Below are 23,076 nucleotides of genomic sequence, written 5' to 3' on the forward strand. Positions count from 1 at the left end.
CAAAGGACTCGTCGGTTCCGCGCCCTGACGGTAAGAGGGGCCGATGGCGGAGTCCCGACTTTCGCGACGGAGCTATGGATTGACGATTCGGACCTGGCTGGGGGTCCTGGGGCTTGGCGCCGTCATTGCCGGCTGCCAGGCCGTTCCCGGTGACGGCCCCTGGATGAACGGCGCCAAGGCCGGCAGCACCGAGGCATTTCCGTTCGACGTCATCGATCTCACCCCGACCACGGTCGTCGCCTATCGCTCGTCGACGGGCAACGCCAGCTCGGCCACCGAGAGCCTGTCCGCGGGCAAGCGCCTCACCGCCTCGCCGGGCGACGTTCTGCGGGTGCGGATTTTCGAGCGCTATGCGGGCGGCATCTTCCCGACGGTCAGCAATCCCGTTGCCTCCGATCTCGGCAACCAGATCGTCAGCCCGGCCGGCACGATCGAGGTGCCGTTTGTCGGCACGGTCAGGGTCGCAGGCCTCGATCTGCGTCAGATCGAACGCGAGATCGAGACCCGCCTGGCGGGCAAGGCGAAGCAACCGCAGGTGATCGCCGAGTTCGTCGCCGACCGCACCAACACCGTCATGGTGTCGGGCAACGTGAGGAACCCCGGCCGTCTGTCGATGGGCGAGGGCTTGCGCACGGTCGTCGATGCCATCAACCGCGCCGGCGGCGTGACCCCGCCCGGGGCGGCGCAAGCGGCCGCCACGCCGGCCAACGTGGAGGCTTTGGCCGACCAGCCGCCGCCACCGCCAGGCGGGCCATCCCAGGTCGAGGTCGTGGTCCGTCGCGAGGGGCGGGTGGTCCTGGCCAAGCAGCTCTCCGAGCTTCTGGCCGGTGCCGACATCGCGCTCGAGAAAGGGGACGAGATCGTGGTCCGGCCCAACTCGCAGGTGGTCACGGTGCTGGGCGCCGTCGGCAAGGCGGGCAACGTGCCGGTGACCAAGCCGAACATGAGCCTGGCCGATGCACTCGGCGAGGCGCAGGGCCTGCTCGATCTGCGCGCCAACAAGACCGGCCTCTATGTTTTCCGGCTGGGCGACGTCCAGGACAATCCGCACGCGCGCGCCCGTATCTTCCGGCTCGACTTCATGCAGCCTGTGTCGATGTTCGTGGCACAGCAATTCGGCGTGCAGCCGAGGGACGTGATCTTCGTCGCCAACGCGCCGCTGCGCGAATACGACAAAGTCCTCGAGTCGCTCTACCGGACCGCCGTCATCGTCGGTGTGGCCAGGGGGTCGGTCATACCGGCGGTCAACTTCTAACCCGGCCGCCTCAGGCGCTGTCGGCGTATTTCAGGCTGCAGCCGTAGGGGCGTGTCGAGGCGTCGGTGACGGGCTTGCCGGCCTGCAGCTCGGCAAGTGCGGCGCGCACATACTGCTTGGCGCGCGGAATGTCGTCGATATCGGCCGAGGGAATGGAATCGATGCCGCCCTTGTAGGCCAGCATGCCCGAGGCATCGATCACGTACATGTGCGACGTGACGGTGGCGCCATAGGCGTGCGCGATCCTGCTGTCCGGATCGAGCAGCACGGCCGCGGGCCCAGCGTGGCGCGTCACGGTGAGCTCGTTGGCCCGCGCGGCCGTCACGTAGCCCTGCTTGCCCGGCGCAGACGACGCCACGGTGAGCCAGACCACGCCCTCGGCCGCCGCCTCGCGCTGCTGGGCTTGCATGTTGCCCGACCGGTAGTGCTTGCCGACATAGGGGCACTCGTGGTTGGTCGTCTCCAGCACCACGATCTTCCCGCGAAGGTCTGCCAGCGACCAGCTCTTGCCGTTGCTGTCTGTCGCCGTGAAGGGCGGTGCGGGTCTGCCGAGCTCCGCCGCGGCCCGCGCTGCAATCGGCGCCAGTACAAGAGCGGTGCTTCCCAACAGCAATGCACGGCGGGGAACTGCAATGTTCGGCACGGTCGCCTCCTATCGCTGGGCCTGCTGGTTCGAGGTGAGCGTCGCGACGACCGACGCTTCGGTGAGGATCTGGGGCAGGATCTTCGGCCGGTCCGCGCCGGGCGCCCAATAGAGATAGAGCGGCACGCCGGCCCTGCCGTGCTCTTTCAGCGTCGCCGTGATCTCGGGATCGCGGTTGGTCCAGTCGCCCTTCAGCTTCACCGTGCCGGTCTGCTCGAAAGCGCGCCGCGTGGCGGCCGTCTCCAGCGCGACGCGCTCATTGACCAGGCAGGTGATGCACCAGGCGGCGGTGAAATCGACGAACACCGGCTTGCGCGCGGCAACGGCCTCGGCGAGGCGACTGCGCGAAAAACGCTCCCAGCCGTCGAAGCTGACGCCGGCGGCCGGCCCACTGGAAGCCGAAGCAGCCGTGGCCGGCCGGTCCTCGAGCTTGAGCGCGGCAGCGAAGGCCAGCAGGACAGCGGTCGTGGCGATGCCGCGATGCAACCAGATGGCGGGCGAAGCAGGGGCACCGAGCCGCAACAGCCAGAGGGCGAAGGCGATCAGGACCATGCCGCCCAGCGCATAGAGCACGCCGTCCGCACCGGTCTGCTGGGTCAGCACCCAGACCATCCATACGGCCGACGCGTACATCGGAAAGGCAAGCAACTGGCGCAGCCGGTCCATCCATGCCCCCGGGCGCGGCATCAGGCGCTGCAGGGCGGGCATGAAGGTGAGTGCAAGATAGGGGAGCGCGAGCCCAAAGCCCATCGCCAGCAGAACGCCGACGGTCTGCGGTGCGGGCTGGCTCAGGGCAAAGCCCAGTGCGGCCGCCATGAACGGCGCCGTGCAGGGTGTGGCCACGATGACCGCCAGAACGCCGGTGAAGAAGGCGCCGATTATGCCGCCGCGCCCGGCCAGCCCCTGGCCCACGCCGGCAAGGCGTCCACCCACCTCGAATACGCCCGACAGGTTGAGTCCGACGACGAAGAAGAGATAGGCGATCAGCAACGAGAAGATCGGCGACTGGAACTGGAAGCCCCAGCTCACCTCGCCGAAGCTGCTACGGATCGCCAGCACGGTCGCGGCCATCAGGGAAAACGATGCCAGCACGCCCGCTGTATAGGCGATGCCGTCACGCCGGATCTCGCCGCGCGAATGACCGGCCAGGCGAACGAACGACGCGGCCTTCATCGCCAGCACCGGAAAGACGCAGGGCATGAGATTCAGGATCAGGCCGCCCAGCAGGGCGAAAGCGAGCGCTTGCCAAAGCGACAGGGCTTCGCCTTCCCCCGACTCTGCGGGCGGTGCGGTGCCTGCGGTAACAGCCGGGTCGAGCCTGGCTACGATGTCGAACGCCTGACGGTGTTCGCCGTCGCCGGTCTTCTCGTTGAGCGTCAAGGTTCCGGCGATCTGCTGCGGCGCCGCGGCCTTGGCATCCCCCTTCTTCAGCGGGATACGAATGCCGTCCGCGGTGACATGCGCCGTCTGCTTCGCCATGTTGGCGACCGGGCCCCACTCGGCGGGGAAGAAATAGACGTCGCGGATCGTGTCGGGCTTCAGGCCCCTGGCGTCGACGACGAGGACCGGATCGCCCGATGCCGCGAGGCCGAAGCGCGCCGGCCAGGGACTCTCCGTCGGTACCTGGCGCCGCGCCGCGTCGAACAGCGCCCTGGTCGCGGGATCTGCGGGGATGGCGGCGGTCCCGACCGGAAGCGTGAGATCGAACCGGCCTTCCTCGGGAATGCAGACGTCGCTGCAGACCAGCCAGTTCGCATCAGCGGCCAGCGACAGCGTCGAGCCGGCGAAATCGGCCGGGGGCGTGATCTTCACCAGAAGCAGGATGTCGCCTTCGAAGCCGTAGTTGACGACACCGCCCACGTCGATCTTGGTCGGCGCCGGCCAGACGACGGGCCCCGCGCCGACGCCGGCGGGCAGCTTCCACCTGATGTCGGTCGGCTGGCCGGCATCGCCGGGATTCTTCCAGTAGGTGTGCCAATGCGGCCGGATGGTCTCGCGCAGGCCGACCCAGAACGGCTCGCCCGGCTTCACTTGCGCCACTTCGGACACGAGCTCGGCGCGCACATTGTCCGTCGTCACGACGGATTGCGCCGCGGCCGGCAACGCGAGCAGGATCGAAACGAGGAAGGCCAGAAGACGCGACATGGGGCTTATTAAGTGATCTGCGGCGGTGGCGCTGGCAAGGCAATCCGGATCAAGGCGTCGTGATCTTTTGCCTCTGCCGCACCCGTCGACTAAGGTCTTGGTTTCGTTGAGGAAACAATGGTCCCTACAGTCGACGGCGAGAGCCTTCTGGCGGCCCTGGACAAGCTGGCGCGGATCGGCGCGATCGAGGGCGGCGGCTGCGCGCGCCTGGCGCTGAGCGACGAGGACAAGGCCGGGCGCGATCTTGTTGTCCGCTGGATGAAGGCCCTGGGGCTCGAGGTCCGCGTCGACGCCATCGGCAATGTCGTCGGCCTGCGCGCCGGCCGCGAGGACCTGCCGCCGGTCATGACCGGCAGCCACATCGACACCGTCCGCACCGGTGGCCGCTACGACGGCAATTACGGCGTGCTGGCGGGCCTCGAGGTGATACGCGCCCTGAATACGGCAAGGATTACGACGCGCCGGCCGATCGCCGTCGCCTTCTTCACCAACGAGGAGGGCGCGCGCTTCCAGCCCGACATGATGGGAAGCCTGGTATATGCGGGCGGCCTCGGCCTCAACGAGGCCTACGCCGCCGCGGACAAGGACGGCGTCTCGGTCGGCGACGAGTTGCGCCGTATCGGCTATCTCGGTGCGGCCAGGCCCGGCGCGATCAGGCCGCATGCCTTCATCGAGCTGCACATCGAGCAAGGTCCCCTCCTCGACGAGGAGAAGGTCCGGATCGGCGTCGTGGAAAGCGTGCAGGGCATCTCCTGGACCGAATACACGGTCACCGGCGTCTCCAATCATGCCGGGACCACGCCGATGCGCCTGCGCCGCGACGCGGGCTATCTCGCCGCCTCGGTCAATCTCTTTGCCCGCAAGCTCGCCCGGGAGATGGGCGGCCATCAGGTGGCGACGGTGGGCGCACTGTCCTTGCGGCCGAATCTGATCAACGTCGTCCCCAATCGCGCGGTCTTCACGCTCGACCTGCGCAACACGGACGAGCAGCGGCTCAGGGAAGCAGAGGCACGCGTGGCCGCACACGTCGCCGAGGTCGCGGGCGAGGAGCGCCTCGAGGTCGAGACCAAAGTGCTGGCCCGCTTCGAGCCGGTAATCTTCGATTCGGCGCTGGTGGATCGCGTCGAGCATCATGCGCGGACGCTTTCCCTCGATACGCGCCGCATGCCGTCGGGGGCAGGCCACGACGCCCAGATGATGCAGCGGCTTTGTCCCGCGGCGATGATCTTCGTCCCGTCGGTCGCGGGGCTTTCGCACAACGTCAAGGAACATACCGAGCCCGCCGACCTGATCGCCGGCGCACAGGTGCTCCTGAATCTGCTGCTGGACGTGGCGGAAGGCGGCTGAGTCTTTCCTACAGCCGCAGCAACCAGGCTTCGACAGTCCCCTTGCCCTTGACCTCTATGGGACCACGAGGCTCGAAAGCGAACTGATCCTTCAGCCGTTCGTAGACCGCCTGGGTCACCTGGATCGAATCGGGAATGCCGCCGGCCTCCATGCGACTGGCGAGATTCACCGTGTCTCCCCACAGGTCGTAGATGTACTTGCTCTTGCCGATGACGCCGGCCACGACCGGTCCGCTGTTCACCCCCACGCGCAGCTTCATCGACACCCTGTTCTCGAGGGCGTGCTCACGGGTGATATGGATCATGCGAATCGCCATCCGGACCATGCGCTCGGCATGATTTTCGACCGGGCTCGGCAGGCCGCACACGGCCATATAGGCGTCGCCGACCGTCTTGATCTTCTCGATGCCGAGCTCCTGTGCCGCCGTATCGAAGCGCGAAAAGAGCCCGTTGAGCAGCGTCACGACGTGCTGGGGCGGCATGTCGGAGGTAAGCGCGGTGAATCCCACGAGATCGGCGAAGGCGACAGTGACTTCGGCGAAGCCGTCGGCGATGCTGTGCTCGCCGCCGCGCAGCCGGTTCGCGATCGGCGCTGGCAGGACATTGAGCAGAAGCTCTTCATTCTCCCGGTTCTTGCTCTCGATCACGGCGTTCTTGGCCGAAATGTCGTCGACCATGCTGTTGAAGGCCGTGCAAAGCTGGCCGATCTCGTCTCGGGTGCGCACCTCGACCTTCGCGTCATGATCGCCGGCAGCGAAGCGCTTCACGCCGGCCGTGAGCCGACGCAAGGGAGTCGTCAGGGAGTGCGAGAGCCAGGCGCCGATCCCCAGCACCACCACGAGCGCCAGCGCTCCGACGATTGCCAGGTCGCGTTGCAGCCGATAGATCGGGGCGAACGCTTCGTCGCGCTCGATCTTGGCGACGAGGGCCCACTTCACACCCGGGATGGAGAGCGGACCCCACGAATCGAGCGACGGCTTGCCGCGAACACCGATGATCTGTCCGGCGCCTTCCAGTCCGGCCAGAGCGGCACGGGTGGCCTGGTTGTCGATCCGCTGATGCAGGACGGGAGAGCCGTTGCGGCGGATCGCGTCCAGCTCCGCGACGGGTGTGCCGGCCGCCGTCTCGGCGGCAAAATAAGCGTCGCGATCTTCATAGAAGAGCCGCGCGCCGGAGCGCACGAGGAAGCTCGGACCGACAATGTAGGCTTCGCCGGTGCTCCCGAACCCTTCTTCGCGCCAGTGCCGGTTGCCGGTCACGACCCGGTCGATCTCCTCGATCGACAGTTGGGCGACCAGTACGCCGATCACCGCGCCCTGGTCGATCACCGGCGCGGCCATGAACGCGATCGGCTGACCGCTGGAGGGCAGATAGGTCGCGAAATCGACCAGGCACGTGATCGAAGGATCGGGTGCGGCAGCACATTGGGCGACAGCGGCTGCGATATTGCTCCTGCGATAGGGGCCGATCCGCAGCGAGGTCGTGAAGTCGACCTCCTTGACCATGCCGTAGATCAACCGTCCGGTTGCTGCGTCGGCCAGCAGGAAATCGAAGAAGCCGAGAGCAGCCCCTGCTCGTCGCAGCAAGGGGTGGTAGATTGCGTGGAGCGCGCTGTATCGGCTGCCGTCCCCGGCATCATCGAGCAGCTTGCGCTCCGCGGCCGGATATCCGTTGGCGACGATATAGTGATACTGCAGATAGGTCGCCGCCGGTCCGACCGGCAAATAGTCTTCCAGCCGAACATCGTGACCAAGAAGGCGGCCGACGTCGGGCAGGTAGTGCTTGGCGTACCAGTCCTCCAGCCTGGCCCGCAGGCCGTCGGGCATCGGCCTGTGCTCGAGTTCCTCGAACGCCGAGTGAAAATCACGCGTGGCGTCGACCACCATCTTGGAGGCGGCGAGGACCTGCAGTTCGTTGCGAATCGTGCGGAAGTAGTCCTCGACCTGCCGCGCCTTGGTCCGTCGGGCTGCCGTGAGCTGCTTGAAGATCGTCTCTTCGAGAGCGTCACGAGCCTGCACGTAGCCCAGCACGCTCGTGACCAGGACGGCGACCGCACCGAGCAGAATCAGGACGACCAGCAGCTTCGCTGCAAGTCCCCACCGCGGCTTCCGTTCGATACCGCGGAAATCGGCCGTCCCCATGCGACCATTATAGAGGTTTGCACTGTCGCCGCAGCGCCAACCGATGCCTGCACCATCGCCTGTCCGTGCCGAGGATGGTTCCAGACATGCAGTCATCTCTATCGCCCGCGCCCGATGCGGGCGTTACAACGCGATGCGCAAGAACAACGAACAAGAACAAGGAGGAACATATGCCCGACGCTCTGGAGAGGTCGCGGCGCATCGTCTTCACAGGCGCTGCAGGCGGCATCGGCACGATGGTCCGCCCGCTGCTGGCCGCGGCCTATCCGGGTCTGGTGTTGAGCGATCGCGTCAAGCCTGGCAACCTGCGGCCGGACGAGACCTTCGTCTCCGCCGACCTCACCAGGCCGGATGAGGTGGCGAAAGCAGTAGAGGGCGCACACAGCGTCCTCCATTTCGGTGGCCATTCCACCGAGGGTCCGTGGGACGCGGTCCTGCAGGCCAACATCGTCGGCTGCTATAACCTTTTCGAAGCGGCGCGGCAGGCCGGTGTGAAGCGGATCGTGTTCGCCTCCTCCAATCATGCCGTCGGCTTCTATCCGCGCCGAAAGAAGATCGGCACCGACGTCACGGTACGGCCGGACAGCCGCTACGGCGTCAGCAAGGCGTTCGGCGAGGCTCTGGGCGCGCTCTACTCGGACAAGCATGGCATTGCCGTCACCTGTCTCAGGATCGGCAATGTCGGTCCGCGGCCGCTCGACGTGCGACGGCTCTCGATCTGGATCTCGCCGGAGGACCTCGTGCAGCTGATCCGGATCGGGCTCGATCATCCCCAGGTCCGTTTCGAGATACTCTATGGCGCGTCGGACAACGCGGCGACCTGGTGGGACAACTCGCGCGCCCACAAGCTCGGCTATCGTCCGACCGGCAAGGCCGAGGCATTCCGCGCCCATGCCGAGGCCGAGCAGGCGAAGATCGGTCCCGATCCCGTCGGTGATCTCTTCCAGGGCGGCACGTTCTGCTCGGCGGAGTTCACCAACGACGTGAAGCGTGCAGGGCCATAGGCCTTGGATCGCCGACCTTCGGTGGCGATAATCGGCTCCCGGAGGGTTGGCATGAGTCGATTTCTGACAGTCGGGGCGGCGCAGATGGGGCCCATCGAGCGCCGCCACACCCGGCGCGATGTCGTGGAGCGCATGGTGGCGCACCTGGGCGAGGCCAGGCGCATGGGTTGCGATCTCGTGGTCTTTCCCGAGCTCACGCTCACGACCTTCTTCCCGCGCTGGTGGATGACCGATCAGGCGGAAATCGATTCCTTCTTCGAGAAGGAGATGCCGTCGAACGAGACGGCGCCGCTTTTCACCGAGGCCAAGCGCCTGGGACTCGGCTTCTCCATGGGCTATGCCGAGCTTGCCAACGAGGGCGGAAGGGTGCGCCGCTTCAATACGGCGATCCTGGTCGAGCCCGACGGACGCATCGTCGGCAAGTACCGCAAGATCCATCTGCCCGGTCATGCCGGGCACGAGCCGGAGCGGCCGTTCCAGCACCTGGAGAAGCGCTACTTCGAGGTCGGCAATCTCGGCTTTCCCGTCGTCAGGGCCTTCGGCGGCAACATGGGCATGTGCATCTGCAACGACCGGCGCTGGCCCGAGACCTATCGCGTGATGGGCCTGCAGAATGTCGAGATGGTGATGCTGGGCTACAACACACCGCTGCACAATGCGCCCGCGCCCGATCATGACGAGCATTCCTGGTTCCACAACCAGCTTTCCATGCAGGCTGGCGCCTACCAGAACGGCACCTGGGTCGTTGGCGTCGCCAAGGGCGGTACGGAAGAAGGCGTGCCGTCGCTCGCCGACAGCATGATCGTGGCCCCCTCCGGCAAGGTGGTGGCGCGGGCGGCCGGCACGGCCGACGAGCTGATCGTGCATCGCTGTGATCTCGATGCCGGCCGGAGCTACAAGACGACGACCTTCAACTTTGCCGTCCATCGCCAGCCCGATCAGTACCGCCTGATCGTCGAACGCAAGGGGGCGGCAGATCCCGCCTGACGGGCCGGAGCCGCGCAGCCGCACTGTCTTGCGCGACTCCTCCTTGCTTCCTATGTCAGCGTGCGACCCCGCGGGGACGACCTCGCTTGATCATGGGGCAGGCGTCGGGACGACCCGGCCTAATACGAGGGTGCGTCCCATGGCCTGGTTCATTCTGGCGATTGCTGGTCTCTGTGAGATCGGTTGGGCAGTTGGCCTGAAATACACTGACGGTTTCACGCGCCTCGCGCCGTCGATCCTCACTGGCATATCGATGGTCGTGAGCGTGATCCTGCTCGGTATCGCGCTCAAGACGCTGCCGGTCGGCACGGGCTATGCGGTATGGACCGGAATCGGCGCCGTCGGCACGGCGATTCTCGGCATCTTCCTGTTCGGCGAGGCGACGGACTGGGCTCGGCTTGCCTCGATCGGCCTGATCGTCGCGGGCATCATCGGCCTCAAGCTGACGAGCACCGTTTAGGCCGGCTCGACCGGCGACGGTGCGAAGTGACCGTAGCTGCGATCCGGCGTGCCGCGGAACAGCGACATGTGCGTGTGGGTCGCGACGAAGGGATCGCCGATCCTGTGCCGGCCCAGCACCACCGTCGTGCGGCCCGGCCGGTCGAAGCGATCGCCGTTGGGATGAAAGCCGTCCGACTGCCACACCGCCATGCCGACCGCAGTCAGCCGATCGGCCGAGACGATGGCCTCGACCTTGTCGAGATCGTAGCGGAAGTTGCGGATGGTGCCCCAGACATTGCGCCATTGCTGTTGCTCGGCAGGACCGCGGCCGTGCATGAAGTCGGTGAAGGTGCCGAAGGCGATCATGTCCTCGGCGAAGATGGGTCGCGCGCCCTCGTAGTCGACCGCCCGGCAGTGCCTTGCCAGGATATCGAACCAGGCGCGGACGGCGGCAAGATCGTCGGGATCGACGGGAGCGAGGAGTTTCATCGCGGGGTCCTACAGTCCGAAACGTTGCCAGTGGAACCGTTCCTCGAGCGCGGCCAGAGTGGAAGAGCCGATCTGCTCCAGGCTGCCGCCGAGGCCGAAGCGCTGCAGCAGGCGCCGGCGCGGCGCGACGACGGGCAGGTAGACCTTGGCGCCGTAGCGTTCCTGCAGCACCGCGCGCAGTTCGCCGAGGCCGTCGGCAAGGCCAAGCTCGAGACCACGCCGGCCGGTCCAGAACTCGCCCGAGAAGAGCATGGCCTCGTCGCCACTCAGCCGGCTGCCGCGCCGCTCGCGCACCCAGTCCTTGAAGCCGTCATGGATCTCGGCCTGCAGCCGCCTCAGCCGTTCGACGTCTTCGGGGCTCTCCTCCCGGAACGGATCGAGCATTGACTTGCGCTCGCCCGCCGTATGCACGCGGCGTTCGACGCCGAGCCGGGCGATCAGGTCCTTGAAGCCGAAGCCGGCCGATATCACGCCGATCGAGCCCACGATCGACGCCGGATCGACGATGATCTCGTCGGCGGCGCAGGCGAGCCAATAGCCGCCCGAAGCCGCCACATCCTCGACGAAGGCGATCACCGGCAGGTCCTTCTCGCGCGCGAGCAGGCGGATGCGCTGGGCGATGAGGGCGGACTGCACCGGCGAGCCCCCTGGCGAATTGATGGCGAGCGCCACCGCCCTCGCCCCGCGCATGTTGAAAGCGCGCGCGAGCAGCGGCGCGACGGTCTCGATTGAAAGGCCGCGCGAGCCCAGAAAGGGGGCCGAGACGATGACGCCGGCGAGGCGGACAACCGGCACGGCCGGCCCGCGCCGCAGGCGATCCCTGATCCATTCCAGCATGTCGGGCACTCTCGCGGTGCCGCGCCTGGAAGGCAAGCGCCCTAAAAGACGATGGCAGCGGCGCAGCGCAGGACGGCCTCGGCGGCGTCCGTATAGCGGCCGTCCGGCCCGTGCAGGATCAGCGGCGGCGATTCACGAAGCTGCAGGCGGGGCGCACGACGGGCCCGCACGAGCACCCGCGATGCCGGCGGCAGACATTTTGTCGTGACCTCGCCCCAGCCGAGCTTTGCGAGCAGGATGACGATCTCTTCCAGCCGATCGCCGCGATGGATCATCGTCAGGGTGCCACTGGGCTCCAGGGCGCCTGTCGCCACGGCGAGCCAGCGTGCGAGATCGGCGCTCGATTCCACCGTCGCCAGGGCCTTGCTTGCATCGGGCGACGGATCGGCCACCGCTGCCGCGAGATAAGGGGGATTGGTCGCAACGCATTCGAATCTTCCCAACGTGTCGGTCAAAGGACGCGCGATGTCGTGGACGAGGATGCGCACACGGGCGGCCAGGCCATTTGCCTCGGCGTTGTGAGCGGCGAGTTCGGCGAGGGCCGGTTGCAACTCCACGCCGACCACGTGGCAATCGGGAATCCGGGCCGCCAGGCACAGGCCCACCGCGCCGACGCCCGTGCCGAGGTCCAGCACGCGCGCGCCCGGCGCGGGTGCTGTGGCGGCCGCCAGAAGGACGGCATCGACGGCGACGCGGTAGCCGCGGCGCGGTTGCCGAAGGCGGACGCGACCATCCAGCAACGCGTCTTCTGTGGTGGACGTTTCCATGCAGTGACTGCATCCTCTCTCACGACATCGTGTCGCAACATTGGCGTTTTCGCCGGGATTAATTTCACATCATGGCAACCGTCGTCTCCCTGGAAGGCAAGCGCAAGGCGCCCAGCCTCGAGCCTCTGCTGGCCTTGTGCGCGGAGGACATGACGCGCGTGGATCGCGAGATCCTGGCGCGCATGCGCTCGCCCGTTTCCCTGATCCCCGAGCTCGCCAACCATCTGGTCGGCGCCGGCGGCAAGCGCATGCGGCCGCTTTTGACGGTGGCGGCGGCGCGGTTGTGCGGCTACGGCTCGCCGGACGACGACGACCGCCACGTGAAGCTCGCGACCTGCGTGGAATTCATCCATTCCGCCACGCTGCTCCACGACGACGTGGTCGACGTGAGCGCGCTCCGGCGCGGCAAGCCGACCGCCAATTCCGTGTGGGGCGACAAGGCCTCCGTGCTGGTGGGCGATTTCCTGTTCACCCGCGCCTTCGAGCTGATGGTGGATGTCGGCTCGCTCGACGTTCTGGGCGTGCTGTCGCGCGCCTCCTCGACGATTGCCGAAGGCGAGGTGCTGCAGCTGGTTACCCAACGCGACAGCAGCACGCCCGAGGCGACCTATCTCGAGGTGATCAAGGCGAAGACGGCCAAGCTTTTCGCCGCGGCGGCCGAGGTGGGCGCCATGGTCGCCGGCCGCAACGGGCCGGAGCGGGTGGCGCTGGAGAGCTTCGGCATGAATCTCGGCATTGCCTTCCAGCTCGTCGACGACGCACTGGACTACGCCGGGCGGGAAGCCAAGCTCGGCAAGTCGGTGGGCGACGATTTCCGCGAGGGCAAGATCACCCTGCCGGTCATCCTGGCTTTCCTGCGCGGCGGCCGGATCGATCGCGAGTTCTGGCGGCGCACGATCGAGAAGCTCGACCAGCGGCCGGAGGATCTGGAACGCGCCCAGAGCCTGATCGAGCGCCATAACGCGCTCGCCGATACGCTGGAGCGCGCCCGGCACTACGGCGCCATGGCGCGCGATGCGCTCGGCCTGTTCGCCGACACGCCGCTCAAGTCCGCGCTGCTCGAGGCGGTGGACTTCGCCATCGACCGGGCGCACTAATCGCGGCCGTCATGGCCGCCAGGCACATCCTCGCCATCGATCAGGGCACCACCAGCACGCGCGCCATCGTGTTCGACGCGTCGGGCCGTCCTGTCGCATCGGCGCAGACGGAGTTGCCGCAAATCTTTCCCAAGCCCGGGTGGGTCGAGCACGATCCCGAAGAGATCTGGCGCGCGACCGTCGAGGTCAGCCGCAGTGCGCTCGGGAAAGCGGAGCTTGAGCCCAGGGCGCTGGCCGGCATCGGCATCACCAATCAGCGCGAGACCACGGTCGTCTGGGACAGAGCGACCGGAAAGCCGGTCCACAACGCCATCGTCTGGCAGGATCGGCGCACTGCCGATCTGTGCGAGGAGCTTCGAAGGGCCGGCCACGAGGCAATGGTGTCGCAGCGCACCGGTTTGCTGCTCGATCCTTATTTCTGCGGCACCAAGATCGCCTGGATCTTGAGGAATGTAGCGGGTGCGCGCACCGCGGCCGAGAAGGGGGCGCTGGCAGCCGGCACCATCGAAAGCTTCCTGCTGTGGCGCCTCACGGGCGGCAAGGTGCATGCGAGCGACGCCACCAACGCCAGCCGTACGCTGCTGCTCGATATCCGCAAGGGAAGCTGGGACTCCGATCTGGCGAAGCTCCTGGAGGTGCCGCTCTCCATGCTGCCGCAAGTCGTGGATTGCGCCGGTGAGCTCGGCGTCACGGCACCCGACATCCTGGGCGCATCCGTGCCCGTGCTCGGCATGGCGGGCGATCAGCAGGCCGCGACCCTGGGCCAGGCCTGCACCAGGCCGGGCATGGTCAAGGCCACTTACGGCACGGGATGCTTCGCGGTCCTGAACACCGGCAGCCTCGCCATCCATTCCAATCATCGGCTGCTCACGACCATCGCCTACCAATTGGACGGGCGACGCACCTATGCCCTCGAAGGCAGCATCTTCGTGGCCGGCGCCGCTGTGCAATGGCTGCGTGACGGCCTCAATCTCATCAAGCAATCGGGCGAGGTCGAAGCGATGGCGCGCAATGCCAAGGAAGGGCATGGCGTCTACATGGTGCCGGCTTTCGTCGGCCTTGGCGCGCCCTATTGGGATGCCGGCGCGCGTGGCGCGCTCCTTGGCCTCACGCGCGATACCGGCGGGGCCGAGATCGCCGCCGCGACGCTCGATTCGGTCTGCTACCAGACGCGCGACCTCGTCGAAGCGATGCGCGGCGACGGCGCCCAGATCGACGAGATCCGGGTCGACGGCGGCATGGTGGTGAACGATTCCTTGATGCAGCGGCTCGCCGATACGGTCGGCACGCCGGTGCAGCGCCCCAAGGTGATCGAAACCACGTCGCTAGGGGCCGCCTTCCTCGCCGGATTGCAGGCCGGCATCTGGCCCTCGCTCGACTCGTTCTCCGCGGCCTGGTCTCTCGATCGTGCCTTCACACCGTCGGAGGGAGCACCCTCGAGGGACCGCCGCTATCTCGGCTGGCAAAACGCTGTGAAGAGAGTGCGCAGCTCCTGATCGCTTCGGCTTGCCCGCTCGGCAACCCGGGCTTGCTCGCGCATTGACTCGGACTCGAAAAGTCTGCGAGCATATTTGCATCGAGTCGAGAGCGTGGTCCTGCGTTTGTCACCGAGCGAGAGGTGCTGCACCGGATGAAGCCGCTCCGACCGAGCCAGCAAGGCATCGTCTTCGCAATATTCGTCGCATTGTTCGCTGGCTTTGCAGTCTTTCTGCCCGGCTTCCTGACAACCGCCAATATGCTGACGCTGCTGCAGAACGTCGCCGTTCTCGGCATCCTGGGCCTCGCGATGGCGATCGTCGTGATCGGGCGCGGCATCGATCTTTCGCTCATCGCGGCGCTTGCCGTCCCGCCCGGCGTGGTGCTGCAGCTCGTGCAGAACGGCGATTCTTTGCCGCACGCACTGTTGCTGGCGACACTTCTCACGCTCGCCTTCGGCCTCGTGAACGGCTGGTTGATCGCCTATGCCGAGGTACCCTCGATCTTCGCGACCTTGGCCACCGGCCTGTTCCTGGCCGGCCTCGGCCAGGCGGCGCTCTTCGAGCTCGACGTGGTGCAATGGAGTCCCGGCATGACCGGCTTCGAGAAGCTGGGGCAGGGCGACCTGCTGGGCATTCCCATGCCGATCGTCATGTTTGCCGGCGCCTGCGTCCTGGTGGCGGCGTTCCTGCGGCGTACCCGCTTCGGCGCATTCATCTATGCCATCGGCGACAATCCCTTTGCGGCGCGAGCGTCGGGCATCCCGACCCGGCCGCTGATGGTGCTGCAGTACGTGCTGGCGGCGTTGATCGGCCTGATCGCGGGGCTCGTGCTGGCGGCGTCGGTCAACAGCATGCCGACACGCATCTACAACTCGACGATGATCTACGACGTGATCCTGGTGGTCGTGCTGGGCGGCATCGGGCTCGCCGGCGGCCGCGGCGGCGTCGCCAATGTGGTGATCGGCACCCTGCTGATCGGCACGATGCTCAACGCCATGACGATCATGAACGTCTCGTACTCCGGCCAGAACCTGGTGAAAGGCGTCATTCTGCTGCTCGCCGTGATCGCCGATTCATTCCTCAACCCGCGAAACGAGGAGACTGCGCAGCAGGGCGACATATGACGCCGCCGCCGGACACCAGGCGGGAAGCCGCTGCCATGAACAAGCACAAGACAGAGGAGACGAAATCATGATCCGATCCATCATGCCCAAGGGGCTCGGCGGCATTGCCGTCATGGTTGGCCTGATATGCGCCATGGCCGGGCCCGCCTTCGCGCAGAAGGGTCTCGAGGAGCCGTTCCAGGGACCGTTCAAGAAGGCGCTCGAGGGCAAGACCGTGGGCTATGTCCCCGTGGCGATGAACTTCGACCTCACCGAAGGCTGGTTTGCCGTCCTCAAGAGGGAACTGGAGCCCTACGGCATGAAGGTCGTGGTCCGGGATCCCAACTGGAGCACCAATGCCGGCGCGCAGGCGCTCACGACGCTCATCTCCGAGAAGCCTGCGGTCATCGTCGTCCACAATCCCGACGTCCAGACCTACGCCAAGCTTCTGCAGCGCGCGGAGAAGGAAGGCATCTTCATCATCCAGATCAACATGGGCTCGGCCTACCGCACGACCGGCTTCGTCGGCGCCAACTGGATCGAGATCGGCGAGCGCGACACACAGGCGGTGGTCGACTTCTGCAAGGGCAAGTCGAACAAGATCGCCGTCGTGCAGGGCGCGCTTTCGGCGGCCGCCAGCGCCTATACGCTGAAAGGTGTCGAGAACATCCTGGCCAAGCACCCCGAGGTGAAGGTCGTGTCCAGCCAAGCCGCCGACTGGGACGCCGCCAAGGCCAAGGCGATCACCCAGACGGTGCTGAAGCAGAACCCCGATCTCTGCGGCATCGTCGGCTTCTGGGACGGCATGGACATCGGCACCGCAGCCGCGGTGAAGGAAGCCGGCCTCACGGGCAAGGTCTTCGTCGCGACATCGGGCGGCGGCGAGCAGAAGGGTGCTTGCGATCTGGTGAAGTCCGGCGCCTTCGACCTCGATCTCAGCTACGACGTGCCCACCCAGGGCGCCGACATGGCGGCGATGATCAAGTGGCTGCTCTCGTCGGGGATGAAGGCCGGGGCGGAGAAGGGGTCGATCTATACGACCTTGATCCCCGTCACCAAGGCGAACGCCGGCATCGACGGCACATGCTGGAAGCTCGATCACCTGAAGCAGCTGTAGGGAAGCGTCGCGGCCGGGACGCGGATTGCGCCGCGTTCCGGCCTTGCCCCTGTTCCGCGAATTCGGGATCGATGCGTCGACGGACCGTGCGATGAGAGAAGCTGTACTGCGTTTGCGCTACCGGCTCTGGCCAGACCATCTGCTCGGCGAGATTCTGTCGAAGCGGTGGACCGAGACCGCCATCCCGGTCATCGTCCTGTTGTTCGTCGCGGTGGCGTTCTCGCAGGCCATCCCGGGTTTCCTGTCGATCAACAGCCTCGCCGACACGGCGCGTCAGGCGGCCGAGATCGGCTTCGTCGTGCTCGGCATGGCTCTGGTGATCGTCGTGGGCGGCATCGACCTTTCGGTCGGATCGATGTTCGCCCTGACGGATTTCTGCGCCCTGTTCTGCCTCGATGTGCTCGATCTCCCGGTGCCGGCGGTGGCCGCCGTCACCGTCGTGTTTGGCGCGCTGCTCGGTGCGGTCAACGGCTTCCTGATCGGCTATCTCAGGCTGCGCGCCTTCATCACCACGCTGATCACCCTGATCATCTATCGTTCGGCCTACGATCTCCTGCTGGTCGACTACTCCAACACGATCGCCGCGTCCTTTCCCGATACGCCGATCTGGAACTTCATGGGCGGTGGCGGTGTCTTCGGCATTCCGAGCGTGGCGCTGCTCTATGCTGCGGTTGCCGTCTTCGGGCACATCTTCATGACCCGCCTGAGGCCGGGCTGGCACATCACGGCGATCGGCGGCTCGCGCCGGTCGGCCTACAATTCGGGCATTGCGGTGCGCGGCACGATTGCCCGCTGCTATGCCGCGAGCGGCGCTCTGACGGCTGTCGGCGCGCTGTTCTTCGCCGCCCGCCTCGGCACGGTCGGCGGCGATGTCGGCGTCGGCCTGGAGGTCACCGTGCTCACGGCGGCGGTGCTGGGCGGCATCAGCCTGGGCGGCGGCCGCGGCTCCGTGACGCGCGCCCTGGTCGGCACGCTGATCGTGCTGCTCATCACCAACGGGCTCACCACGCTTTCGGTGAGGGGCGGGGTCAACCGCATGGTGCTGGCGGGCATTCTGCTGGTGGCCGCGACGATCGACATCCGCTGGCTCAAGAACCGTACCCGCATCATCGCCAAGGTCTATGTCAGCCCGACCTTCCATCACATGCCGCCGCTGCTGGGGCCCGGCGTCGGCGCGGGCACGCGCTTCGAGCAGAACGACAGGCTCAAGGACGTGAGCCTGATCGGCCTCGGACGCATCGAGGCGCCGGAAGACGTCATCCTCGACCGCCACGACAATCTCTATGCCGGCTCGCGCCACGGCGATATCATCCGCTTCTTTCCCCCGGACTACGAGAAGATGGAGGTCTATGCCCATATCGGCGGGCAGCCGCTCGGCATGGCCTTCGATCGCAAGGACAATCTCTATGTCTGCATCGGTGGCATGGGTCTTTACCGCATCACCCCCGATCGCAAGATCGAGAAGGCGACCGACGAAACCAACCGCAGCCTCTATTCGGTCAACGACGACAGCCGCCTGCGGCTCGCCGACGATCTCGACATCACCGACGACGGCCGCATCTTCTTCTCCGAGGCCACCGTGCGCTACGAGATGCACGAGTGGCCGGTCGACGGTCTCGAGGCGCGCGGCAACGGCCGCATCATCTGCTACGATCCCGCCACCGATAGCACGCGCACCGTGCTGCGCGGCCTGAAGTTTCCCAATGGCATCTGCGTGTCGCGCAGCGGCCAGTCGATCCTCTTTGCCGAGACCTGGGGCTGCTGCATCAAGCGCTACTGGTTCGACGGACCGAAGAAGGGCCGTGTCGAGACGGTGATCGACAACCTGCCGGGCTTCCCCGACAACATCAATCTTTCGTCCGACGGCAACTACTGGCTGGCCCTGGTCGGCATGCGCTCGCCGGCGCTCGATCTTGCCTGGCGCATGCCCGGATTCCGGCGCCGCATGGCCAAGCGCGTGCCGCTCGACGAGTGGCTGTTCCCCAACATCAACACCGGCTGCGTCCTGAAATTCAACGAGGCCGGCGACATCCTCGAGACCTTCTGGGACCAGGCCGGCGTCAACCATCCCATGATCACGTCGATGCGCGAACACAGGGGATATCTCTATCTCGGCGGCATCATGAACAACCGCATCGGCCGCCTCAAGCTCGCCGGCGCCGATCCGGATTTCGTGCAATACGAGACCCGCTGGAGGAAGAGCGCATGATCGGCGCCTTGCGGACGATCGGCGACCGTGTTCTCGGCCGTGGCGAGTCCTCGATCACCGTCCCGATCTTCGACGGTGCGCTGAAGCCCAACCAGCTTCTCGAAGACGCGGAGATCGTCGCGCAAGTCGATGCGGCGGAAGATCTCGCCGCCGATGGTGATGCACTTCTCGTCGCCAGCGGCGATCGGGTGCTGCGGTTGGTCGAGGCCGGTCTCCAGGAGGTCGCGCGCTTCGACCGGCCGATCACGGCCCTTTGCGCCTTGCCGGATGGCGGCATCGCCGTCGCACTGGGCGGACGAGAGATCGTGGTCAGGCCGCGAACGGGCGGCGAGGCTCGTTCGGCCGGCCCGAGGAACGCGCCGTTTCGTGCTGCAAATGCGATCGCCTGCCTGGCCGACGGGCGACTTGCCGTCACCGACGGCTCGTCGAGCAACGATTGCGCGCAATGGGTTCACGACCTCATGGGACGCGGCGCCTCGGGACGCCTGATCCTGCTCGATGCCGGAAAGGGCGAGGCCCGCGAGGCCGCGCGCGGCCTGGAATATGCGTTCGGCGCCTGCGCCTTGGGCGACGAGGCGCTGGTGTCGGAAAGTTGGCGTCATCGCCTGGTCGCCGTGGCGGCCGATGGCCGGCGACGCGTCGTGCTGGCCCGTCTGCCGGTCTATCCCTCGCGCCTCGCCGTTGCGGGCGGCGGCGGCTTCTGGCTCACGGCCTTCGCCGCGCGCACGCAGCTCGTGGAGTTCGTGCTGCGTGAGAACGCATTCCGTCGCCGCATGATGAGGGAGATTGCGCCCGAGCACTGGATCGCGCCCCGGCTGCGCTCGGGTCAAAGCTATCTCGAGCCGATGCAAGGGGCTCATCTGCGAACCATGGGCGTGCTGAAGCCCTGGGCGCCGCCGCGTTCCTACGGGCTGGTGATCCGCGTCTCGGCCGAGGGCCTGCCTCGCTATTCGCTGCACAGCCGCGTCGATGGCATCAACCACGGGATCGTGGCGGCAGCCGAGGCCGGAGGGTTCCTCTACCTCCTGGCCAAGGGCCCTGGTCGCCTGCTGCGACTGCCGCTTGCCACCCTCGAAAAGGATGTCGCCGCATGACGACGCCGATTCTCGAGCTGCGCCAGGCAACCAAGCTCTACGGCGGATCGCCGGCGATCGACGCCGTCGATTTCAGCCTGTCCGCCGGCGAGATCCATGCTCTGGTCGGCGAGAATGGCGCCGGCAAGTCCACCCTGACCAAGGTCATGGCCGGCGTGGTGCCGCTCACTTCCGGCAAGATGTTGATCGGCGGCAAGGAGGCGGCGCCGCGCACGCCGCTCGAGGCCCGCCATCTCGGCGTCGCCATGGTGTTCCAGGAGAACAGCCTGGTGCCCTCGATGACCGTGGCGCAGAACCTCTTTCTCGGCCAGGAGAAGTTCTATAACCGGCTGCGCGGCATCTATATCGCGGCCCAGCAGTTCCTGCAGTCGCTCAACTTCGACGTGACGCCGACCGCCACCGTGGCCCAGCTCGGTGCGGCCAAGAAGCAGATGGTCGAGATCGCGCGGGCCGTCCTGCACGACGCCAAGGTGATCATCTTCGACGAACCGACCGCCAGCCTCACGCCCGAGGAGAAGAAGTACTTCTTCGATCTGATGCGCGATCTGAAGCGGCGCGGCGTCTCGATCATCTTCATCTCCCACGCGCTCGAGGAGGCGCTGCTGATATCCGACCGCATCACGGTGCTGCGCGACGGCCGGCACGTCGTGACCGACGAGACCAGGAGCTTCGATCGAGCCCGCATCATCCAGGCCATGGTCGGCCGCGACCTTTCCAGGACCCTCTATGCGGGCCGCAAGGAGCAGGTCCGGCCGCGGGGCAGGCGGGTGCTGACGGTGGAGAACCTGCGCATGGCGCCGATGGTGAAGAACAATTCGCTGTCGGTCTTCGCCGGCCAGGTGACCGGCGTGTTCGGCCTCGTGGGCTCGGGCCGGACCGAGACCTTCAAGATCGTGTCGGGCATCCTCAAGCGGGATTTCTTCCATGGCGGCGAGGTGATCCTGAACGGCCGGCCGGTCCGCTACCTGACGCCGGCGCCCGCCGTGCGCGACGGCATCGCCTACATCACCGAGGATCGCAAGGTCGAGGGGTTCTTCGAGACCATGTCGATCGCGCGGAACGTCTATATCGGCCTGCTGGCCAAGCTGGGCGGCAAGCGATCGCTGATAAGGAACAAGGACGCCGAGGCCGTCGGCAAGAAATGGGTGCAGGCGCTGAACGTCCGCGCCATCGGCCAGGACGTGAAGGTGGTCGAGCTGTCCGGCGGCAACCAGCAGAAGATCGTGATCGCCAAGTCGCTGGCCCAGGAACCCAGCCTCATCATCTTCGACGAGCCGACACGCGGCGTGGATGTGGGCGCGATCGCCGAGATCCATCAGCTCATCGATCGCCTGGCCGACGAGGGCAATGCCGTCGTCATGATCTCCTCGTACCTGCCGGAGATCATGGCCCGCTCCGACCGCATTCTGGTCTGCCGCCAGGGCAAGGTCGTCGAGGAATTCTCGGCGCTCGAGGCGACCGAAGAAAAGATCATGTACGCCGCGATCCACTGACGCTTGCTCCCTCTCGAGCGCGCCAGTAGCTTGCGCGCCGCCATGCCGAGCCGTTCCAACCCCGTCTATTGCGCCATCGACACGGTCGATCTGCCGCTGGCCGCCCGGCTGATCCGGTCGGTGGCCGGCGGCGCGATCCCGGCCGTGGGGGGCATCAAGCTGGGGCTGGAATTCTTCCTCGCCCACGGCGCGCCGGGCGTCCGCTATGCCTTTCCGGCGCCGGTGCGTGCGACCGGCATCGGCTTCTTCCTCGACCTCAAGCTGCACGACATTCCCAATACTGTGGCGGGCGGCATTCGCGCCGTGGTCGAGCTCGAGCCCACCTTTGTCACCATCCATACGGCGGGCGGCGCGGCGATGATGAAGGCTGCCGCCGAAGCCGCCACGTCGGAAGCCAGGCGCCTCGGCGTCGCCCGGCCGAGGCTGCTCGGTGTCACGGTGCTCACCTCGCTCGACCGCTCCGATCTCGAGGCGACCGGCATCCCGGCCGAGCCCGCCCAGCAGGTGCTGCGGCTCGCGTCGCTCGCGCGCGAAAGCGGCCTCGACGGCGTCATCTGCTCGCCGCTCGAGATCGCCGCCCTGCGCAAGGAATGCGGCAAGGACTTCGTCCTGATGGTGCCGGGCATCAGGCCGGTCGGCACCGCGAGCGCCGACCAGAAGCGGGTGATGGCGCCCGGGGAGGCCGTGGCGCTCGGCGCCAATCACCTCGTGATTGGCCGGCCGATCACCGATGCGGCCGATCCGGCGCTGGCCGCCGAGGCGATCGCGCGCGATCTCGGCGTGCTGTGAGCCGATGACCGTCGAGGCCAAGATCTGCGGACTTTCGACGCCGGAGACAGTCGAGGCGGCGGTGCGGTTCGGTGCGCGGTGGGTGGGGTTCGTGACCTACCCGCCGTCGCCGCGCCATATCTCGACCGAGACGATGCGCGTGCTCGGTGCGGGCGTGCCGGCGGGGGTGGGACGCGTCGGCCTGTTCGTCGATCCCGACGATGCCCTGCTGGACGAGAAGCTCGCGACCGGCGTGCTCGATCTCCTGCAGCTTCACGGTGCCGAGACCCCACAGCGGGTCGCGGCCATCAAGCAGCGTACCGGCAAGCCAGTCATGAAAGTGATCAAGGTTGCGGTGCCGCGTGATGTCGAACGCGGGGTCGCCGACTACGCCGCTGTCGCCGACCGCCTGATGTTCGATGCGGCGGAGGGCACGTTGCCCGGCGGCAACGCGAAGGTTTTCGACTGGACGATTCTCTCGGGTCACCGGGTGCCGGTGCCCTGGTTCCTGGCCGGCGGCCTCACGCCGGACAATGTCGCCGAGGCGGTGCGTGTCACCGCGGCTGGCGCCGTCGACGTTTCTTCTGGCGTCGAATCGGGCCGGGGTGTGAAATCGGTGGAGCTGATCCGCGCCTTCCTCGCGCGAACCGCGTCGCTTTAGG

At 66.8% G+C, this 23,076-nt stretch carries 20 protein-coding genes; 14 read left to right on the forward strand and 6 right to left on the reverse strand.

Going from position 1 to position 23,076, the window contains the following annotated elements; genetic code table 11:
- The first annotated feature begins 79 nt into the window (after positions 1 to 79).
- Positions 80 to 1,255: a polysaccharide biosynthesis/export family protein gene (locus OJF58_RS12245; protein WP_300784664.1), complete on the forward strand. Its 1,176-nt coding sequence runs from the start codon at positions 80 to 82 to the stop codon at positions 1,253 to 1,255.
- Positions 1,256 to 1,265: 10 nt separating this feature from the next.
- On the opposite strand, the gene OJF58_RS12250 is transcribed toward OJF58_RS12245, so the two are convergent.
- A complete protein-coding gene (locus OJF58_RS12250; RefSeq protein WP_300784666.1) occupies positions 1,266 to 1,898 on the reverse strand; it encodes a redoxin domain-containing protein in 633 nt (210 codons plus the stop codon).
- A gap of 9 nt (positions 1,899 to 1,907) precedes the next feature.
- Positions 1,908 to 4,043: a protein-disulfide reductase DsbD domain-containing protein gene (locus OJF58_RS12255; protein WP_300784667.1), complete on the reverse strand. Its 2,136-nt coding sequence runs from the start codon at positions 4,041 to 4,043 to the stop codon at positions 1,908 to 1,910.
- A 117-nt stretch (positions 4,044 to 4,160) separates the two neighbouring features.
- On the opposite strand from OJF58_RS12255, the gene OJF58_RS12260 reads away from it, so the two are divergent.
- Positions 4,161 to 5,390 carry a Zn-dependent hydrolase gene (locus OJF58_RS12260; protein WP_300784669.1) on the forward strand — a complete coding sequence of 410 codons (1,230 nt, stop codon included), beginning with the start codon at positions 4,161 to 4,163 and terminating at the stop codon, positions 5,388 to 5,390.
- Between the two features lie 7 nt (positions 5,391 to 5,397).
- On the opposite strand, the gene OJF58_RS12265 is transcribed toward OJF58_RS12260, so the two are convergent.
- Positions 5,398 to 7,530 (reverse strand): adenylate/guanylate cyclase domain-containing protein, encoded by a 2,133-nt coding sequence (locus OJF58_RS12265; RefSeq protein ID WP_300784670.1) that lies wholly within the window; start codon positions 7,528 to 7,530, stop codon positions 5,398 to 5,400.
- Positions 7,531 to 7,700: 170 nt separating this feature from the next.
- On the opposite strand from OJF58_RS12265, the gene OJF58_RS12270 reads away from it, so the two are divergent.
- From OJF58_RS12270 to sugE, 3 genes are all read left to right on the forward strand, one after another.
- Positions 7,701 to 8,534: an NAD(P)-dependent oxidoreductase gene (locus OJF58_RS12270; RefSeq protein ID WP_300784671.1), complete on the forward strand. Its 834-nt coding sequence runs from the start codon at positions 7,701 to 7,703 to the stop codon at positions 8,532 to 8,534.
- A gap of 51 nt (positions 8,535 to 8,585) precedes the next feature.
- Positions 8,586 to 9,521 carry an N-carbamoyl-D-amino-acid hydrolase gene (locus OJF58_RS12275; protein ID WP_300784673.1) on the forward strand — a complete coding sequence of 312 codons (936 nt, stop codon included), beginning with the start codon at positions 8,586 to 8,588 and terminating at the stop codon, positions 9,519 to 9,521.
- Between the two features lie 139 nt (positions 9,522 to 9,660).
- Positions 9,661 to 9,981, forward strand: a complete 321-nt coding sequence (sugE, locus tag OJF58_RS12280) for a quaternary ammonium compound efflux SMR transporter SugE (RefSeq protein ID WP_300784675.1) — start codon at positions 9,661 to 9,663, stop codon at positions 9,979 to 9,981.
- Here sugE and OJF58_RS12285 read toward each other — a convergent pair.
- The 3 genes from OJF58_RS12285 to OJF58_RS12295 are packed head-to-tail and all read right to left on the reverse strand — an operon-like array spanning position 9,978 to position 12,055.
- Positions 9,978 to 10,451, reverse strand: coding sequence for a ketosteroid isomerase (locus OJF58_RS12285; protein WP_300784677.1), 474 nt, complete (start codon positions 10,449 to 10,451; stop codon positions 9,978 to 9,980). The two genes, sugE and OJF58_RS12285, sit on opposite strands and share 4 nt — an antisense overlap.
- 9 nt (positions 10,452 to 10,460) lie before the next feature.
- On the reverse strand, positions 10,461 to 11,288 hold the full coding sequence (locus tag OJF58_RS12290) for a S49 family peptidase (protein WP_300784679.1): 828 nt from the start codon (positions 11,286 to 11,288) through the stop codon (positions 10,461 to 10,463).
- Positions 11,289 to 11,329: 41 nt separating this feature from the next.
- Positions 11,330 to 12,055: a methyltransferase gene (locus OJF58_RS12295; protein WP_300784681.1), complete on the reverse strand. Its 726-nt coding sequence runs from the start codon at positions 12,053 to 12,055 to the stop codon at positions 11,330 to 11,332.
- Positions 12,056 to 12,126: 71 nt separating this feature from the next.
- Between OJF58_RS12295 and OJF58_RS12300 the strand changes: the two genes are divergently transcribed.
- The 9 genes from OJF58_RS12300 to OJF58_RS12340 all read left to right on the forward strand — a co-directional run bounded on the left by OJF58_RS12300 (position 12,127) and on the right by OJF58_RS12340 (position 23,075).
- Positions 12,127 to 13,152 carry a polyprenyl synthetase family protein gene (locus tag OJF58_RS12300; protein ID WP_300784682.1) on the forward strand — a complete coding sequence of 342 codons (1,026 nt, stop codon included), beginning with the start codon at positions 12,127 to 12,129 and terminating at the stop codon, positions 13,150 to 13,152.
- Positions 13,153 to 13,163: 11 nt separating this feature from the next.
- Positions 13,164 to 14,648, forward strand: a complete 1,485-nt coding sequence (gene glpK, locus OJF58_RS12305; protein ID WP_300784684.1) for a glycerol kinase GlpK — start codon at positions 13,164 to 13,166, stop codon at positions 14,646 to 14,648.
- Between the two features lie 134 nt (positions 14,649 to 14,782).
- Positions 14,783 to 15,754, forward strand: coding sequence for an ABC transporter permease (locus tag OJF58_RS12310; protein ID WP_300784686.1), 972 nt, complete (start codon positions 14,783 to 14,785; stop codon positions 15,752 to 15,754).
- Between the two features lie 67 nt (positions 15,755 to 15,821).
- Positions 15,822 to 16,850: a sugar ABC transporter substrate-binding protein gene (locus OJF58_RS12315; RefSeq protein ID WP_300784687.1), complete on the forward strand. Its 1,029-nt coding sequence runs from the start codon at positions 15,822 to 15,824 to the stop codon at positions 16,848 to 16,850.
- A 91-nt stretch (positions 16,851 to 16,941) separates the two neighbouring features.
- Entirely contained in the window at positions 16,942 to 19,059 is a 2,118-nt protein-coding gene (locus OJF58_RS12320; RefSeq protein ID WP_300784688.1) for an SMP-30/gluconolactonase/LRE family protein, read from the forward strand.
- Positions 19,056 to 20,153, forward strand: coding sequence for a hypothetical protein (locus OJF58_RS12325; RefSeq protein ID WP_300784690.1), 1,098 nt, complete (start codon positions 19,056 to 19,058; stop codon positions 20,151 to 20,153). Before OJF58_RS12320 ends, OJF58_RS12325 begins: the two co-directional genes overlap by 4 nt.
- Positions 20,150 to 21,646: a sugar ABC transporter ATP-binding protein gene (locus tag OJF58_RS12330; RefSeq protein WP_300784692.1), complete on the forward strand. Its 1,497-nt coding sequence runs from the start codon at positions 20,150 to 20,152 to the stop codon at positions 21,644 to 21,646. The genes OJF58_RS12325 and OJF58_RS12330 overlap by 4 nt, the downstream gene beginning before the upstream one ends.
- 42 nt (positions 21,647 to 21,688) lie before the next feature.
- On the forward strand, positions 21,689 to 22,435 hold the full coding sequence (pyrF, locus tag OJF58_RS12335) for an orotidine-5'-phosphate decarboxylase (RefSeq protein ID WP_300784693.1): 747 nt from the start codon (positions 21,689 to 21,691) through the stop codon (positions 22,433 to 22,435).
- 4 nt (positions 22,436 to 22,439) lie between these two features.
- A complete protein-coding gene (locus OJF58_RS12340) occupies positions 22,440 to 23,075 on the forward strand; it encodes a phosphoribosylanthranilate isomerase (protein ID WP_300784695.1) in 636 nt (211 codons plus the stop codon).
- Position 23,076: the final 1 nt, after the last annotated feature.

It is taken from the genome of Enhydrobacter sp. (genome assembly GCF_030246845.1).
GTDB lineage: Bacteria > Pseudomonadota > Alphaproteobacteria > Reyranellales > Reyranellaceae > Reyranella.